We start from the raw sequence: 17,066 nt of genomic DNA, 5'->3' as shown, positions 1-17,066 counted from the left end.
TTTTGTTTTGAAGACGACCAGCATTTACCGGAAGATCTTTCTGCTGACTTTTGCCTGCATTTCGATCCAGTTGACGACTCAGGCGCAAGTAGCAGCATCGCAAAGGCAGACAACTCAAAAAAGTAAGGCCGGTTACGGCTTACTGCCCGTCCCGCAGCAAGTGGCCCTGACGGAAAACCGATTTTCGGTTGGTTCCAACTGGAAAATTGTGGCCGATTCTTCGCTGGCCAAATTGCTGCCGGTGATCAGCTTACAGCAAGGTTTGAAGGAAGCAAAGCTTTCGTTGAATGTGGTTGGAAGTAAGGCTGCCGGCAAGTCTCCTGCAATTCAATTGGTAGTAAGAAATGGTGCTGTTAAAATTGGTGCGACTGTTGATACCAATCGCGTCGCGCTCGCCAACCAGGCTTATAAGCTTAATCTGACATCCGGACAGGTTACCATTACAGCCAATGCACCGCAAGGTTTATTTTACGGTGTTCAAACATTTTTACAATTATTAAAAACCGAAAGCCAACTTCCCCAAGGTGAGATCACCGATTGGCCCAATGTGGAAGTAAGGATGATATACTGGGACGATGCGCACCATCTGGAAAAACTAACTGAATTAAAACGCATTATCAAACAGGCTTCGACTTACAAGATCAATGCATTTTCCATTAAGCTGGAAGGTCATTTTCAGTACAAATCAGCGCCCGCCATTGTGGAGCCTTATGCATTAAGCCCACAGGAATACCAGGAATTGGCGGATTATGCAAAAGCACATTACATTGATCTGGTACCATTTCTCGACGCACCGGCGCACGTTTCATTTATCCTGAAACATCCAGAATATCGTAAGCTGAGATTAATCGATGATATCAACTATCAGTTTTCAGTAACCAATCCCGAAACTTACAAACTGCTCGACAACATGTTCGGCGAGCTGATCAATGCAAGCAAGGGCAGCAAGTACATCCTGCTTTCCAATGACGAAGCTTACTACACCGGCAAAGCGCCTTCGGAAAAAGCCGCGGCAGATAGTCTCGGTGGAAACGGGCGGTTACTGGCCTGGTTTATCAAGAAAATGGCGGACCGGCTGCACGAACAAGGTCGCACCGTCTTGTTCTGGGGCGAATTCCCGCTGAGAAGGGAAGATATTACTGCGCTGCCGTCGCATTTGGTTAATGGCGTTTACAACAAGGAGATTGCTGCGGATTATAAAAAGCACGGGATCCGGCAATTCGTCTATACAGCCACGCAGGGTGCCGAGCCGATCTTCCCAAACTATTATCCACTGCATACCAAAACGGCAGTAATGGCCGACGGAAGTGATCGCTCGTCGGGGCGGGTTGGAGATATGTTCAGGGAAATCGGGACTGCATTCAAGGATAATCTTTCCTCTTTTATGGGCGTGGTAATTGCTGGCTGGGCCGACGCAGGGTTACATCCTGAAACATTCTGGCTTGGTTATACTACGGGCACAGCCGCAGGTTGGAATAACAAAAATCTGACACCCGCTGATGCTTCGGCGCGGTTCATGAATGCATTTTACGGACCAAAACAGAAGGATATCGATAGCATTTACCACGTACTCAGCGAGCAGGCAGAATTCCACACCAACAGCTGGGACTGGATCCCGTCGACCTGGCGGCCAATGATCAAGGGAAACTCGGACAGCCTTTTTCTTCAACCCGAAAGAGACCAGACTTTGCCCCTGCTCCCGGTACCGCAACCCGGCACCTTGGCGATTACGGATAAAACCTATCCTGTCAATCAGCAACGCATTACCACGGCCCAATCCATGCTGCCGCGTAATGCATACGCGCTTCAATTGATCCGACAAAATAAAACGCTTGCCAAGAATCAGCTGTACAATCTGGAAGTGCTGGAAACTGTGGCGGCGATCTGCGGGCAGAATTTGCGCATGCTGGTCTCCCTGAACCGGGCAGCGGATTTGATGCACGAAGCATCTGCTGCGGCAACTGATCCGAAACTGGCTGTCAAAAAGCTCGATGCTGCCCTGGAAGAGGTAAGTAAAATGAAAAGGCAGCGCGACAGCACGTTTGCGTTTGTGGAAAGCATCTGGTTCAAAGAATGGCACCCGCTGGTTGAAGAAGCGAATGGTCGCAAGTTCCTGCACCAGGTGGACGATATCAAAGATCACCAGCCTGTCCGCACTATCGATCTCAGCTACCTCATTTACCGCGAGCTGCATTATCCGCTCGACAAGTGGTGGAATGATGTAAAAATGGTACGGAACGATTATGCACAGAAGCACAAGTTACCGCTGATGGATAAAAATCTCAACTGGGAGCAGTACAGGTAACGGGTATTTCGCAGGCCTTTTAGTTCCGGTGATTGTTCCGGAAGAAGGTTTGCAATAAGGACAAGATCTTGTTATCTATTTTCGTGTCGATGTATGGATTATTGACAAACCCGAGCTGGTCTTTCAGCTCGTCCATATTGCGCTTATTGGTAGTAATGTATCCCATTGACCATTTTTCAAACGATCTTGCATTTACCTTGCCTTCGAAAAGCGTGATAATCTGCGTGTGACGCTGATCGTTCTTAATCTTATCAAATAACAGATTAACAGTATCCTCCGGTCCTTCCAGGACCTGGATGATACTGCCGTTGCAATAAAGCAAGGCGCCCGTAATATTCAGCGAAGCATTGTTCTTCCGGCTTTTTTCAAGTATCCCGCTGAGCTCCGGCTCATCCACCAAAGTCCTTGATGAGCTTAGATATACTATGGAGTGAATCATGAAGTAATTCGTAGAATGGTATGTAGCTTAAATGTAGTACAAGCTTTTCAAATTACCTTCAAAAATTCGCCAATTTGTCTGTTTTTCACACGGCTTTCTACGATTGAGCGCGTTTAAAAACCGGATAACCCGATTTATCGGGATCGGGAAGGACATGCGTTTCGTCCACCTTTTGCTGCCCTTCGTTGGACAAACGGCTTCTGCCGGTCAGATACCTTTGATGCAAAAACAAAGGCAAAATGACCAATTTACTAAAAAGGGCCGCTGCCGGCCTGTTGGAGAGTATGTTAACCGCAGGCACTGTAACTGATGTGAGAACGTGGCAGCCGGGATACCTGTTTGAAGTAGACTTGCATCTCCCGACTGTGGATATGAAAAGCTGGGACTCCATTAAGCGTTTGAAATGCAAGGTCGACGCGCTGCAATACCGCGATTACACCCCTGCGCTATGGAACTCCGAGCTGAACTTAACCACCCTCTTTATCGATGCCGCACATCAGGGTGCAGGCAGCCGCTGGGTAAGGCAATTACAAACCGGTGACAAAGTCCTGTTCGGCGCGGCGCATGCCGCAGTGTTACCGGCGCACAAAGGAAGAATGTTGTGTATCGGCGATGCCTCTGCGATCGGACATTTTCTGGCATTGAAGCAGTTGACAGACCAGGCGGAGCATCCAATGGAAACTGGTATACTAATCGGTGACGACTACGAAATCCCAGACGATTTCAAAGAAAACAATCCCGAATTCCGGTTTATCAGAGGCTCTGCGGAGGTTGGGATTCCTAGAGTCGAACAATGGCTCCGGAGCAAAGACCTGTCTGTATACAAATCGATATATATTGCAGGAAACATTCCGATGATGAAAGCACTGAGAAGAACCATCAAAGCAGATCCGACTATGCGCGCCAGGATATATGGTCATGGATTTTGGTCTTGAAAAAACAATGACGAAGCAGAAAATTGAAGTCAGGCATTTACAGGAGGGCTTGCCGGGCATTGAGATCACAGCTGTGTCGGGCGATGATTTCGCCGGAGCTGCCGGGAACGTGGATGAACCCCATCGGCACGATCACTATTTTTGTTTTCTGCTTGAAAGCGGGTCTGTGAGTGGCGCGATAGATTTTTTGGAGGTAGACATCGACGAGCCGGCACTCCTGCTATCCTGCCCCGGCCAAATCCATGATTTCAAAAAAGCGCGGAACGTGAATGGCTGGGCACTAGCTTTTGATGCAAAGTACATTGATCAAAATGCACGCACGGTGATCGAAAACTCACTGGCCAGTATCGTTCTCATCCGGCTGAATGATGCGGATAGAGATTGGTTTGTAAATGTGTCCCGACTTGTTTCTACGGTCTTGTATGAAGAAAAACCGGCGCAATTCCGGGAACAGCTCATACGGGCTTTGCTCAATGCACTTTTCTATCGGGTCGTAGATGTGTTTCAGCGGCAGGAAAACGAGCGGATCCAGGCTGTTTCAATGCGGAGTGTTGAGATTGTCAAAAGTTTCAATCTTCTGGTGAAAGAACAATTCCAAACACACAAAAAACCTGCTGACTACGCTTCTCAGCTGAATATTACGGTGAGTTACCTGAACGATACGGTTAAATCGATAACCGGTTTTTCTTCTACGTGGCTGATCAAGCAGGAAGTTTTGCGTGAAGCACAGCGGCTGCTGATCTACACATCGAAAAGCGTCAAAGAAGTCGCATTTGAGCTCGGATACGAAGATTACAAATACTTCATTCGGCTTTTTAGCAAAACAATCGGAACTTCACCTGCGAATTTCCGAAAGAAGCTCCCTCACTACATATAACCCGTTATGCCGGACCAAGTTTCCTGATTTTGCTTGTCTTCATCGGCGTCCAGCTGGCCTTCCTAGCTGGCGTGGTTTCCGCTTTGTTAAAAAAATAAACAGCATTCACAGGATGCATTCTCCGGCAAGCGCCCGGACCTGCCAACTCTGAACAAACGTGCTGCTCGCAAAACTGCCTCCTAGCCAGCCGACAGCCGCATTACTCCCTCTCGCGTCATTACCATTCCGTCTCGCGTCACTTTTGCTGTTTTCCCGCGCCTATATTTGCACTCAATATAATTAGTCTAAATAAGCATCACTGCAATCTGGTTGCTGACAATGCCGGCAGCTAGCAGGAAAATACATGAAGGAACAAAAACGGATGTTATCGAAACATTATATACTTATTACCGCATTACTTACCCTGTTCTGGTTCAACACTTCTGCGCAGACAGTCGCTCCGAAAACGTCCATTATCAAAGGCACGGTAAGAGATGACAAAGGCGCGATCGTCAGCTTCGCGACAGTCAGGATAGACGGAACCAGCATTGCCACTTTCTCGGAAACCGACGGTACTTTCCAGCTCAAAGATGTTCCTTACGGGAACCGAGATATCATCATTACGTCTGTTGAAATCAAGTCAAAAACGTCGAAGATCCAGGTTAACAAACCTTTTTACGAGATTAATCCGGTGGTGACGCGCGCTGCATTGGACCTTAACGAAGTGCAGATCGTCCAGAAAACCGAGAAGAAGGAAATTGAGACAACCGGCTTTGCGGTGGCTGTGATCGAAACCAAAGAAGCGTCTTTAAGAAACCTGACCACCAACGAGCTCCTCGATCGGGCGGTGGGCGTGCGCGTTCGCCAGAATGGCGGGATCGGCTCGCGGGTCGAGTATAACCTGAATGGAATGTCAGGAAGCGCCGTGGGAATATTTCTGGACGGCATCGAGATCTCTACGTACGGATCTTCATTCAATCTGAACAACATTCCACCGGCGATGATCGAACGCATTGAGGTGTACAAAGGGGTACTTCCCTCCCACCTCACGGGCGACTACGTGGGCGGCGCCATCAATGTAGTCTTGAAAAAGGATGCTTCGCAGAACAACATCACAGCCGCCGTTTCCTACGGATCTTTCAACACGTTTCAATCCGACATTTCGGGAATATACCGCAGCAAGCAAACTGGTTTCACCGCAAGAGCATCAGGTTTTTATACATATACCGACAATAGTTACACTACCTGGGGCAAGTTTTCTAAGTTCGTGCACCCGGACAGGACTTTGGAGCGCTACTATCGGGCGAAGAGGTTCAATAATCAATACAAATCCATCGGCGGCCGGTTTGAAGTGGGATTTACCAATGTAAAATGGGCAGACCAGTTCTTCATCGGGTACAATGTCTCGGATACTTACAGCGAAATACCGCACGGGACCACCATGGCGCGGCCTTATGTGGGCAGGTTTGGCGAGTACCGGGCGAATGTGCTGAGCCTGATTTACAACAAGAACAACTTCCTGGTCAAGGGAATGGCGATCAATGTGAACGCAGTCAGAAGCTACCGGAGCACTTACGTGCAGGATACGGTCGGACAGGTTTACAATTGGGACGGAAAGCCCAGGATGCTGATCAGAAATGGCCAGATCGTGCCGGTGCCGCCTACGCCGGGAATGGGTCAGCAGGGGGCGAAGAGCATCGTGCAAGTCAACCGGCAGATCACCAATATGCGATCGAATCTTGGGTATACTGTCTTTCCAGGCCACCGGATCTCTTTAAACCACAAGCTAGAAACCACCGACAGGGACGATAATGACCTGCTCAATCCAGAAAAAAAAGAAATGGTCACGGTAAGCAGCGTGATGAACAACATCCTCGCGATGAATTACGAAGCGCAGTTTTTTAATGACAAACTAAAAACGAATCTACTCGGAAAATACACTTCAAACAGGACCATTCAAACACGGCCGGAGCTGGTGGAGCAGGACGGTGTGAATGTCGTGAACAGGGTGCGGAACAAGACTGTCAACCACAACAAAGGCTACGGCGCGACGGTATCTTACAATGTGTTTTCCAAACTGTATATTATTGGATCCACTCAGAATGCGTATGTAACAGCTACTGAAAACCAGCTTTACGGAGATCCTGAGAACAATATCCTCGAAAACCCCGGCTTAATCCCTGAGAAGAATGTGAATTACAACCTCGGTTTCCGCCACGGGCCGGTGCAGCTCGGGAAACACAAGATTACCCTTTATGCCAGCGCATTCTGGCGGAATGGATTTAACAAAATCACGCAGCAGGCTGTGGAAGACCAGATTGTACCAGGCCGGGAAAGTGACGCCGATATTCAGGTGACCAAATTCGTAAACCTGGGCAGAACACAGTCGCGGGGATTTGAAGGTGAAATCATTTATGTGTACGACAATCGTCTGAATGCGCTGTTTAATTTTTCCAAGTTCAATACCCTCTTCAAGCAGGAGTTTGACCAGCAAGGCAAGCCGCACGATCTGTACAATTTGCAGCTGCCGAACGAACCATTCTTTACGATGAATGGAAGCGTACAGTACCGCCTGAACGATAAAATCCAGAAAAGATCCATCCTCAATCTTTACTATAACACCGGCTTTGTGGCTCCGTTCGGGACCGTTTGGATGGAATCTGAATGGTTTACAACGCCCACTCAGTTCTACCACGATCTGGGCGCGAGCTACCGTTTTCCAAACGGGAAAATGGTAGCCAGCTTCGATCTGAAGAACATTTTCAATGCCGAGATGTATGACAATTTCGGTGTGCAAAAGCCCGGCAGAAGCATTTCTGTTAAGTTAAATTATACAATCAGTAAATTTTTATAATCCATTTCTAAGATGAAAAAATATCTGTTAAGTGCTGTGATACTCGGGGTTGCGCTGACTTTCTCCGGCTGTAAAGAAGACGTTACGGATCCGGATGCAGGCGGCGGCGAAACGCCAGCTGCGAGAGAGTTTATCTCACTGACTGCGTCGATCCCCGATGAGGCGGGAACAGCTGGTAACGGCGGCACAATGGCGTACGCGATCACCCATGCACAAGCGATCGATCCCAACTTTTCGGTGAACATTTATCAGAATGGGTTTGGATTGAGATCGGCCCGTACTGCCCGTGTGCAGGCTTCTGAAAACGGAACAGAGCTGTACAACATTCAGTACACCGGCGAAGATGGCGGCGTTTTTAACAAATATCTGGTGAAAGGCGGAAAGGATTACCAGGATACCGGCAATGAACTCGACCTGTCGGACATTGTCGGAACTTCCCCTCGTTGGACGAAAGCGGCTGAAAATATCGGCATCGGAGTACATCTGACAGGCAGTACCACGGTGACGGAAGGTGCGGCTCCCAACCACATTTTTAAATATACCAGGGGAAAAGTAAGGATTGCGGTGATTGATCTGCAAACGGCAAGAGTACCCAACTCCACAGAATTCGACTTCCCTTTCCCGGCTGAACTGGAAGCGCAGGGTTACTCCGTCGGCCGCATCGATGTGCCTGTTTTGAATGAGGATAAAACGAAGATTTTCATTGGTTGCAACGTAAGCAAAATTGATCCTAAAAAACTGTCCTATAATGCGAGCGGTGCTCCGGTCTGGGCAAATGACGCTGCAAACAGGACCATCGGTACCACAACGCTGGTTGTAGATTATCCGTCCCTGCAAAACCCAAAGCTGATCTATTCCACGCTTTCAAAAACCAATAACCACTCCTACCGAACCATGACGCAGTATGTAGGGAACGACGGAAACATTTACCAGGCTACGGCGACGGGCGGAAAGGACATTTTGCGCATCAACAAAAGCACCAACGACTACGACAGCGGATACCATTTCGATCTCGATGCAGCCCTGAACCTGAAAGATACACGCATTCAGGCCTGGCGGTATATCAAAGACGGAATCGGTTTGGTTTTGTACAATATCGCCGGAGAAGGCGGCTACATCGCAATGGTTGATCTGAATGCAAAAACGGCGACTAAAATCAGCAACGATTATGAAGCTGGTCTTGACTTCGGGCAGTATCAAAACCTGGCAGTAAGCGGTGATTACATTTACGTACCACTTACCCCAACAGGCGCAGCAGGCAGATTGTACGTGATCAACTGGAAAACGAAAGAAGTGATCAAAGGAAGCACATTGACCGGCCAGTCGGGATCGAGTTACCTGGGTTCTTATTAAGAGTCTAAGCTTTCAACAAAAAAACCTGCTGGTGAGTACCAGCAGGTTTTTTTGTTGTTTATCGGAAAAATCAGGGATGACCACCGCCACCTGCTGCACCATAAATCTGGCCGGTAGCGTAGCTTGCGTTTGCATCGGCAAGCTGCACGTATATCGACGCCAGCTCAGCCGGTTGCCCGGGCCTGCCCAGCGGCATAGCCTTCCCGAATTCAACGATTTTATCCTGTGGCTGTCCGCCGCTTACCTGCAATGGCGTCCATATCGGACCCGGCGCAACACCGTTAACGCGGATACCTTTCGAGCCGAGCTGCTTGGCAAGTGACTTTACAAAAGCTACATTGGCTGCTTTGGTCTGCGCATAATCGAACAGGTTTTCCGAGGGATCATAAGCCTGAACAGATGAAGTCGCAATGATCACTGAACCTGCTGCAAGATGTGGCAATGCAGCCTTGGTGATCCAGAATGGCGCATATATGTTGGTTTTGATCGTAACGTCAAACCCTTCGGAAGTAATGTCAAGCAGTGAGTCGACAGCCTGCTGATGTCCTGCATTGTTGACCAGAATATCCAGTCCGCCGAGCTTTTGCACAGCCTGACTTACCAGCTCTTTACAAAAAGATTCATTGGTAATATCGCCGGGAATGCCGAACCCTTTTCTACCCTCCGCCTCAATCAGCGCGATTACCTCGTCTGCATCGGATTGTTCGTCAGGCAGGTAATTGATGACCACATCGGCTCCTTCTCTCGCGTATGCAATAGCTGCCGCGCGACCGATTCCCGAGTCACCGCCTGTAATAAGCGCTTTTCTGCCAGCCAATCTGCCCGAGCCTTTGTAGGATGTTTCGCCATGATCGGGCTTGGGATCCATTTTGGAGGCGAGTCCGGGAACAGGTTGTGGCTGTTTGTTAAATGGCGGCTTTGGATATTTCTCTACCGGATTTTGAAGCGATGCATTGATTGTTTCAGACATGTTGATGAAATTATATTGGTAAATAGTTGCACAAGCCAGCTACCCAGCCTGTTTTACTATTTGCTAATAAAACTTTGCCAACCCATGATTAGAAACGGGTAGAATGCATTCCTTCTGATCAGAAAGTGTATCAGGCCAACCCAAACTATTCACTTCTCAGCGACTTCACCGGGTTCATCAATGCGGCTTTTATGCTTTGGAAGCTGATTGTCAAAACAGCAATTAAGACAGATAGTATCCCTGCCACGACAAACATCCACCACTCAATATGAATTTGATACGCAAACCCTTGCAGCCATTCGTTCATCAGCCACCAGGCAACGGGCGAAGCGACCACAATAGCAATACCCACCAGTTTCAGAAAATCAAGCGACAACAGCGCAACAATGCCGGCTACCGACGCGCCGAGCACCTTCCGCACTCCGATTTCCTTGGTGCGCTGCTCTGCAGTAAATGTAGCCAGTCCGAATAATCCCAGGCACGAGATAAAGATGGCCATGAATGCAAAATAGCTGGATAACTTGCTCACCACCTGCTCACTCTGGTATTGGCGCGCGTATGCCTGATCGGTGAAGGAATAGGTAAAAGGAAATTTGGGATTGAGCCTTTTACAGACCTTTTCAATTTCACTGAGAGTTTGTGTCGTTTTCCCGGCTTCAATGCGGATAATTGCATTTCCCGAAACCCTGTCTGCGCGGAGATAGGCGATCAACGGGCGTATACTCGTATGCAGCGATTGAAAATGGAAATCTTTTAAAACGCCTACGATATGGCCCCTCTTACCTGCCCAGCTCAATTCCCGGCCAATCGGATCCTTGTACCCAATTACTTTAAGTGCCGATTCATTGATCAGGAAACCCAATGAATCTGTTGGAAATTGTTTGGAAAAATCACGGCCATCGGCCAGTTGCAGGTTCATTGTCTTGACAAAATCATAACCCACCCCAACCGGCGTAAACCGTACTTTATCATTGGGATCGCTCCCTGTCCACGTGACTCCTTCCGTTCCCGAACCATTGGATGCCGGCGATGCGGTCATGTGAGATACATCTTTGATACCCGGAACGTCCAGAAGCGCGTCGTGCAGCAAGTTGTAATTTTTACCCAGGTCACCTTCCAGCGGGAAATAAATCAGGTTTTCCCGGTCGAAGCCGAGGTTTTTGGTTTGCACAAATTCAACTTGCCTGTAAATAATGATCATTCCTACAATCAGAATAATGGACAGCCCAAACTGAAATACGACCAGGCCCTTGCGGAGAAAAACCGATTTTGAATCAAATTTCAATGCACCTTTCAGCACGCGGACCGGGTTGAGCGACGACAGGAAAAGGGCAGGATAACTGCCAGCAACCAGCCCGGTAACCGCAAGTAAGCCTGCCAGCGCTCCCCAGAATGCGGGCACCCGGACCGGCAGCGTGATCTGCTTTTCCGTAAGCGTATTGAATGAAGGCAATGTGAGCGCAACCAGCAAAAGGGCCAGTGATATAGAGCAAACCGTAAGCAAAATAGCCTCACCCATAAATTGACCCACTAGCATGGAACGCATCGCGCCAACCACCTTACGCACACCGACTTCTTTTGCACGCTTCGCCGAACGCGCAGTAGCCAGGTTCATGAAGTTAATGCAGGCAATGAGGAGGATAAATACCGCCACAAAGCTGAACAGACGCACATATTCGATCCGTCCGCCATCCATTTTGGCATTCTTGATGTTGCTGTTCAGATAATATTCGTGAAACGGCTGCATAGCCAGCTGCGTTTTGAAAGGCTTGCCCTGATCACGGTTATATTTGTCCAGAAGATGCGTGATTTTGGCTTCCACTTTGGCAGGATCGGCATCCTTACGGAACATAAAAAAGGTCAGAGGATCGGTGTTGCCCCAATCTTTCGCCCACTCATTGTCGACCACGAAGCCCTCCCAATTTTGAAGGCAGTCGAATTTCAGGGTGCTGTTACCTGGTATATTTTCAAAAACTGCGCTGACCATCAGGTCTTTCCGGTTATCGAACCGGATAGCCTTGCCCATTGCTGCCTCTGGACTACCAAAAAAGGTGATTGCCATATTTCTCGAAATCGCCAGACTGTTCAGGTCTTTCAATGCAGCATCAGGCGTTCCCTGCAACAACTTAAAGCTGAACATTTTGAAAAAATCCGCACTGGCTGCATTAGTCAGCTGTTTATTGATTTTATCACCGACCGAAAATGTCTGATTACTGGCCCATTCAAATGGCGTTGACAGTTCAATTTCAGGCACCGATTTCTTCAACTCCTCTGCCAGCGGACCAGGTGTCCAGATTACACCCTGCACTTTTCCACTGAAATACTCCTTCATATAAATCCGGTACAGCTGGGCCTTATTCGCATGAAAAGCATCGACGCCCAATTCGTCTTTGATCCAGAGCATGATCATCAGGCTGCAGGCCATTCCCAGCGCAAGGCCAAGCACATTGATGGATGAAAAAGTCTTGCTGCCGACGAGGTTCCGGAAAGCGATCTTGAAGTAATTACGTATCATAAGCTGCGGCTTGAATGTGGTGGGAGTATTCTCAAAAGGCGTTTTGTTTGTCTTATCGTTTAAATGCTGTGCCATCTTTCAAATACACCTAAACTGATCAGTAAAGGCCGTATATGTACAGATTTGCAAGAAAAATCCGGCATCCCATTGTTCAAAACTGAACGCCCGCCTGTGCACTACCGGACAACGCGCAGGCAGAAATAGCTCCCTCCGCATCATCCAGCCACATCGAAGAAATGGTAAGGTATTTGCCGACGTGTGATGTACAGCACTTCAAGGAATAGGACCTCAACCTGATCATTATGCTACAGAACTACATCAAAGTCGCATTTCGAAACCTGACTAAAAACAGCACGTACTCAGCCATTAATATCGCTGGTTTGTCCATTGGTATGACCACTGTAATCCTGATCGGCCTGTGGATGTGGGACGAGCTTTCGTATAATAAATACCACCGGAACTATGACCGCATCGCGCGGGTCATGCAACATCAAACCTACAACGGTACCACCACCACCTCACAAGCCACTCCCCTGCCGATGCGGGCTGCATTGCAAAGTGAGCATGCCAGTGAATTCGAATACATTACTTCCTCTTCCTGGACCGAGGATCACATCTTGGCATCCGGAGACAAGAAGATTTCCAGAAAAGGCAATTGCGTTGAGCCCGATTTCACCGCCATGATGTCACTCAGGATCATCAAGGGAACAGCCGCCGGGCTTAACGACCCGGCTTCTACCCTGCTCTCTGAGTCAGTAGCCAAAGCGCTATTCGGCGACAAGGATCCTATAAATCAATTCATTAAGCTTGACAACAAAAATTATTTCAAAGTAACGGGCATCTATGAGGACATTCCTTACGACTCAGATTTCCGGGAGGTATCCTTTTTGCTGCCGTGGAAATACTTTCTGGAAGAAGAGCCTTGGGTGAAACGCTCGGAGACGAACTGGGGGAATAATTCTTTTTTGTTGCTGGTCCAAATCGCACCCAATACGAGCTTTGAGCAGGTAAGTGCCAAAATAGAGAAGATTAAAGCCCGCCACGCCAAAGAAGAGGCGAGATTTGACCCGAAAGCATTCCTGCATCCCATGAGCCGCTGGCACCTCTACTCCGAATGGGAAAACGGCGTGTCGGTACGCGGGCAGATCCAGTTTGTTTGGCTTTTTGGCACTATCGGCTTGTTTGTCCTGCTGCTGGCCTGCATTAACTTCATGAACTTATCGACTGCGCGGTCGCAGAAAAGGGCGAAAGAAGTAGGTATCCGCAAGGCAGTAGGTTCCCTGCGCAGCCAGCTGGTCGCCCAGTTTTTCAGTGAATCCATCATGGTCGCCGTATTTGCACTCCTCCTTGCATTGCTGCTGGTGCAGCTGTTACTTCCCTGGTTTAACCAGATCTCCGACAAACAAATCGCGTTCACCTGGGACAATGCATTCAGCTGGCTGGCCGGACTGGCTTTTGCGCTGGTAACGGGCTTGCTGGCTGGGAGCTACCCGGCATTGTACTTGTCTGGTTTCCAACCCGTAAAAGTGCTGACAGGGGCTGGTTCATCGCTGCTGGTGCGTGCCGGCAAGTTTGCTGCTATCCCGCGCCAGACACTCGTCGTAATTCAATTTACCGTGTCCGTCGCACTGGTGATCGGTACGCTCGTGGTACTGCGGCAGATCGATTATGCCAAAAACAGGCCTGTCGGATTTGACCGTGCGGGATTACTTTCCGTGGCGATCAACACGCCAGACCTCCAAAAACACGCTGCTGCCCTTCGTGAGGAGCTGCTGCAAACAGGGGCTGTCGCGAATGTGGCGAAGTCATCGAGCCCGGCGTCCGAGGTGTGGAGCAGCGACGCCAGTTTCAGCTGGCCTGGTAAAGACCCTGATCAGCTCGGCGATCTGGGGACCGTCGGCATTACGCCCGAATATGGGAAAACGATCAACTGGCAAATCAAACAAGGCCGCGACTTCTCGCCCGACTTTTCCTCTGACCGGCTCGGCATGGTCATCAATGAAAGTGCAGCCAAATTCATGGGGCTCAAAGAAGCTGTGGGTACGAACGTGCAGTGGAACGGGGATCAATACACGATTGTCGGCGTCATTAACGATGTAATTACGGGTTCGCCTTTCATGCCCATTCAGCCCACGGTTTTTATGTTGAAAGAAGATTGGACATCCTTCATCCACATCAGGCTTAATCCTGCTCTCAATGCAAGAGAAGCACTTTCCAAACTTGCACCTGTTTTCAGGAAGTTCAATCCCGGAAGTCCTTTTGAATACAAGTTTGCAAGCGAGGAGTATGAACGAAAGTTCTACGCTGAAGAAAGGATCGGCCAGCTCTCGACCACATTTGCATCGCTGGCCATTTTCATCAGCTGTCTGGGTCTTTTCGGTTTGGCTTCCTTCTTTGCCGAGCAGCGCCAGAAAGAGATTGGTATTCGCAAGGTGCTCGGTGCGTCAGTGGCTGATCTCTGGCAAATGCTCACCAAGGATTTCCTGATACTGGTACTGATCGCGTGCCTGCTTGCTACGCCTGTCGCTTACTACCTGATGCGCGACTGGCTCCAACAATACACTTATCAAGTCAGCCTTTCCTGGGGGATTTTCGCAGCTGCGATCTTCGGCGCTATGGCGATTACTTTAATCACCGTGAGCTTTCAGGCGGTCAGGGCTGCATTGCTGAACCCTGTAAAATCGTTGAAAAATGACTAGGTATGCTGCTCAGACAATCAATTTATAGCCGATTCCCCGGATGTTCACGATCTGAATCTGCGGGTCTTCTCTGAGGTAGCGGCGCAGCCTGGTGATAAAAACATCCAGGCTGCGTCCATTGAAGAACGAATCATCGCCCCAGAGCTCCAAAAGCACGACATTCTTCTCCAAAACCTGGTTACGAAGCTGGTACAAACGCCGCAGCAGCTCTGCCTCCCGGTGTGACAATGCGGTATCCCGACCGTCGAGCGACAATCGCTGCTTGGCCGGGTCGAAGGTATACCTGCCGATGTTAAAATGCGTCTCACTTTCTTTCACAATATTTTTAGGGCGAAGCAGTGCCCGAATGCGGACTACCAGCTCATCGAGACTGAAAGGTTTTTTGAGATAGTCATTGCCGCCCAGCTCAAAGCCTTTCACCACATCGGCTGTCTGCGAGCGAGCCGTCAAAAACATGATAGGCACATGCGGGTCCTGCTTGCGGATATGCCCGGCCATTGTGAACCCGTCCATATCAGGCATCATCACGTCCGCCACGACAATATCAGGTTTGTGCTCGGCAAACTGCGCCAGACCGGCGCTGCCGTTTTCAGCATAAAAAACGGTGAAGCCGCGGTAAATCAGACTGTCTTTCACAATCATACCCAATGCAGGCTCGTCTTCGATAAGCAGAACTTTTGACATCGACTAAAATTTAAGGATAAACTCACTTCCCCTGCCCGGCTCGCTTACCAGGTCAATGCTCCCGCCGTGCCGCTCCACTACCTGCCTGACATAAGCCAGTCCCAGCCCAAAGCCTTTTACCGCGTGCAAATCGCCGGTAGGTACGCGAAAAAACCGGTCAAAAACGGCTTGCTGATGATTTTTGGCGATACCAATTCCATTGTCTGCCACCGAAAGCTGCCAGTTATCGCCATTGTTTTTGTATTTAAAAATGACATTTACTTCCTCGCGGGAGTACTTCACTGCATTGTCAACCAGGTTGCTCAGCACATTACTGAAATGCATTCGGTCTACGGAAACTACATCATGATCTCCGATATGATGATCAAAGTGCACGGGCTTGCTGGCTTTCAGTGTGTATGCTTCGGTAATCTCCCCGATCAGCTCACGAAGGTGCACCGGCTCGCGACACAGGGTCAGGTCCTGCTTTTCTTCCACGGCCAGGTTGAGCACTTTCTCAACCAGTTCGGACAAGCGGCCCAGGTTGTTACGGGAAATTGAAAGGTAGCTTTTGGTTTTTTCAGGATTGTCGAGTACGCCGTAGCTCATCATCGCTTCCACAGCGGCGGTTACCGTCGCAATAGGCGTTTTCAGCTCGTGGGTCATGTTGTTGATAAAATCATTCTTGATTTCCGAGAGCCGCTTTTGCCGCAGGATCGTGCGTAGCATGTAAATGAAACAGCCCGTCGTCAGGATTAGCAAGAAGAAACTCGCCGCCAGCAAGCCACCCATTTTTTTGAACAAATAAAAAAACGGCATATCAAATGTCGCTTGCACGAACAAATGCTTCACCGGGTTAATGGGCACGGCAAATGTCTTAAACTGCTTTCCCGCATTCACACCATCGTCCTTACTATCGATGAAAAAAGTATTTTCCCCGTTGATTTTAGGTTTAATGCGCAGGGTATCAATTAAAAATCCCGCCTGAATACCACGCAGCCGAAGTTCAGACTGATAGGCTTTGTACAGTTTCTTTTTGTCGATCTGATCGCCTTCTGCCCAGCCCATGACGAGCATTCTTGAAATCCTGTTAGCCAGGGTATCACCCGGAGCTACCTCTCTGGTTTCGTCGCCGGTTTCCGAGCTGATATAAAAGCGCGTCTGCGCATTAACGTCTGATTTGAATTTTCTGATCACCAATTTTTGGCGGGACAATGGCGGCGGGCCAGGCGCTCCGATCTTCTGTCCATTATGGCTGAACAGCGCATCAGCCCGCGCGATCTGTTCTTTCTCGACTACACGAAAAAGCGCCTCCTGAACAGTGTCCTTGAACTGCGATCGATGCAGCCGGAAGGTTGTCAGAAGCCAGTAGCCTTGAAATGCATTGATCGCCACAATGCAGGTGGTCATCAACCAGAAAATGAATCTGATACGGGAGCTGCTCATATTACAAAGCTACATTGCCGAAAGCACGATT

Annotated in this window: 11 protein-coding genes; 6 read left to right on the top strand and 5 right to left on the bottom strand. The window is 49.0% G+C overall.

Annotated elements, in window-relative coordinates:
* Positions 1–7: 7 nt before the first annotated feature.
* Positions 8–2,305, top strand: a complete 2,298-nt coding sequence (locus Q369_RS0123755; protein WP_229206934.1) for a glycoside hydrolase family 20 zincin-like fold domain-containing protein — start codon at positions 8–10, stop codon at positions 2,303–2,305.
* Positions 2,306–2,324: 19 nt separating this feature from the next.
* On the opposite strand, the gene Q369_RS0123750 is transcribed toward Q369_RS0123755, so the two are convergent.
* Positions 2,325–2,744: a BLUF domain-containing protein gene (locus Q369_RS0123750; RefSeq protein ID WP_051664247.1), complete on the bottom strand. Its 420-nt coding sequence runs from the start codon at positions 2,742–2,744 to the stop codon at positions 2,325–2,327.
* Positions 2,745–2,983: 239 nt separating this feature from the next.
* Between Q369_RS0123750 and Q369_RS0123740 the strand changes: the two genes are divergently transcribed.
* From Q369_RS0123740 to Q369_RS0123720, 4 genes are all read left to right on the top strand, one after another.
* Positions 2,984–3,679 carry an SIP domain-containing protein gene (locus Q369_RS0123740; protein ID WP_031530216.1) on the top strand — a complete coding sequence of 232 codons (696 nt, stop codon included), beginning with the start codon at positions 2,984–2,986 and terminating at the stop codon, positions 3,677–3,679.
* 7 nt (positions 3,680–3,686) lie between these two features.
* Positions 3,687–4,556 (top strand): AraC family transcriptional regulator, encoded by an 870-nt coding sequence (locus Q369_RS0123735; RefSeq protein WP_031530215.1) that lies wholly within the window; start codon positions 3,687–3,689, stop codon positions 4,554–4,556.
* A gap of 343 nt (positions 4,557–4,899) precedes the next feature.
* The gene (locus tag Q369_RS0123725) at positions 4,900–7,389 is read left to right on the top strand and encodes a TonB-dependent receptor (RefSeq protein WP_229206933.1); all 2,490 of its coding nucleotides are present in this window, start codon (positions 4,900–4,902) and stop codon (positions 7,387–7,389) included.
* Positions 7,390–7,401: 12 nt separating this feature from the next.
* Positions 7,402–8,742, top strand: coding sequence for a DUF4374 domain-containing protein (locus Q369_RS0123720; RefSeq protein WP_031530213.1), 1,341 nt, complete (start codon positions 7,402–7,404; stop codon positions 8,740–8,742).
* 70 nt (positions 8,743–8,812) lie between these two features.
* On the opposite strand, the gene Q369_RS0123715 is transcribed toward Q369_RS0123720, so the two are convergent.
* Both Q369_RS0123715 and Q369_RS0123710 read right to left on the bottom strand, forming a co-directional pair.
* On the bottom strand, positions 8,813–9,712 hold the full coding sequence (locus tag Q369_RS0123715) for an SDR family oxidoreductase (RefSeq protein WP_031530212.1): 900 nt from the start codon (positions 9,710–9,712) through the stop codon (positions 8,813–8,815).
* A 145-nt stretch (positions 9,713–9,857) separates the two neighbouring features.
* Positions 9,858–12,302 carry an ABC transporter permease gene (locus Q369_RS0123710; RefSeq protein ID WP_310589029.1) on the bottom strand — a complete coding sequence of 815 codons (2,445 nt, stop codon included), beginning with the start codon at positions 12,300–12,302 and terminating at the stop codon, positions 9,858–9,860.
* A gap of 227 nt (positions 12,303–12,529) precedes the next feature.
* Here Q369_RS0123710 and Q369_RS0123705 point away from each other — a divergent pair, with 227 nt between their 5' ends.
* On the top strand, positions 12,530–14,926 hold the full coding sequence (locus Q369_RS0123705) for an ABC transporter permease (protein ID WP_031530210.1): 2,397 nt from the start codon (positions 12,530–12,532) through the stop codon (positions 14,924–14,926).
* 9 nt (positions 14,927–14,935) lie between these two features.
* Here Q369_RS0123705 and Q369_RS0123700 read toward each other — a convergent pair whose 3' ends face one another.
* The gene (locus Q369_RS0123700) at positions 14,936–15,610 is read right to left on the bottom strand and encodes a response regulator transcription factor (RefSeq protein ID WP_031530209.1); all 675 of its coding nucleotides are present in this window, start codon (positions 15,608–15,610) and stop codon (positions 14,936–14,938) included.
* Between the two features lie 3 nt (positions 15,611–15,613).
* A complete protein-coding gene (locus tag Q369_RS0123695; RefSeq protein WP_229206932.1) occupies positions 15,614–16,999 on the bottom strand; it encodes a sensor histidine kinase in 1,386 nt (461 codons plus the stop codon).
* Positions 17,000–17,066: the final 67 nt, after the last annotated feature.

It is taken from the genome of Dyadobacter crusticola DSM 16708, assembly GCF_000701505.1.
Classification (GTDB): Bacteria; Bacteroidota; Bacteroidia; order Cytophagales; family Spirosomataceae; genus Dyadobacter; species Dyadobacter crusticola.
This window is presented reverse-complemented; position numbering and strand designations above follow the sequence as displayed.

Excerpts from the sequence above, each read along its gene's own strand:
- Q369_RS0123735 (WP_031530215.1), top strand. The coding sequence starts at position 3,687 with ATGACGAAGCAGAAAATTGAAGTCAGGCATTTACAGGAGGGCTTGCCG.
- Q369_RS0123695 (WP_229206932.1), bottom strand. The coding sequence starts at position 16,999 with ATGACCACCTGCATTGTGGCGATCAATGCATTTCAAGGCTACTGGCTT.
- Q369_RS0123720 (WP_031530213.1), top strand. The coding sequence starts at position 7,402 with ATGAAAAAATATCTGTTAAGTGCTGTGATACTCGGGGTTGCGCTGACT.
- Q369_RS0123700 (WP_031530209.1), bottom strand. The coding sequence starts at position 15,610 with ATGTCAAAAGTTCTGCTTATCGAAGACGAGCCTGCATTGGGTATGATT.
- Q369_RS0123750 (WP_051664247.1), bottom strand. The coding sequence starts at position 2,744 with ATGATTCACTCCATAGTATATCTAAGCTCATCAAGGACTTTGGTGGAT.
- Q369_RS0123715 (WP_031530212.1), bottom strand. The coding sequence starts at position 9,712 with ATGTCTGAAACAATCAATGCATCGCTTCAAAATCCGGTAGAGAAATAT.
- Q369_RS0123705 (WP_031530210.1), top strand. The coding sequence starts at position 12,530 with ATGCTACAGAACTACATCAAAGTCGCATTTCGAAACCTGACTAAAAAC.
- Q369_RS0123725 (WP_229206933.1), top strand. The coding sequence starts at position 4,900 with ATGAAGGAACAAAAACGGATGTTATCGAAACATTATATACTTATTACC.
- Q369_RS0123710 (WP_310589029.1), bottom strand. The coding sequence starts at position 12,302 with ATGGCACAGCATTTAAACGATAAGACAAACAAAACGCCTTTTGAGAAT.
- Q369_RS0123740 (WP_031530216.1), top strand. The coding sequence starts at position 2,984 with ATGACCAATTTACTAAAAAGGGCCGCTGCCGGCCTGTTGGAGAGTATG.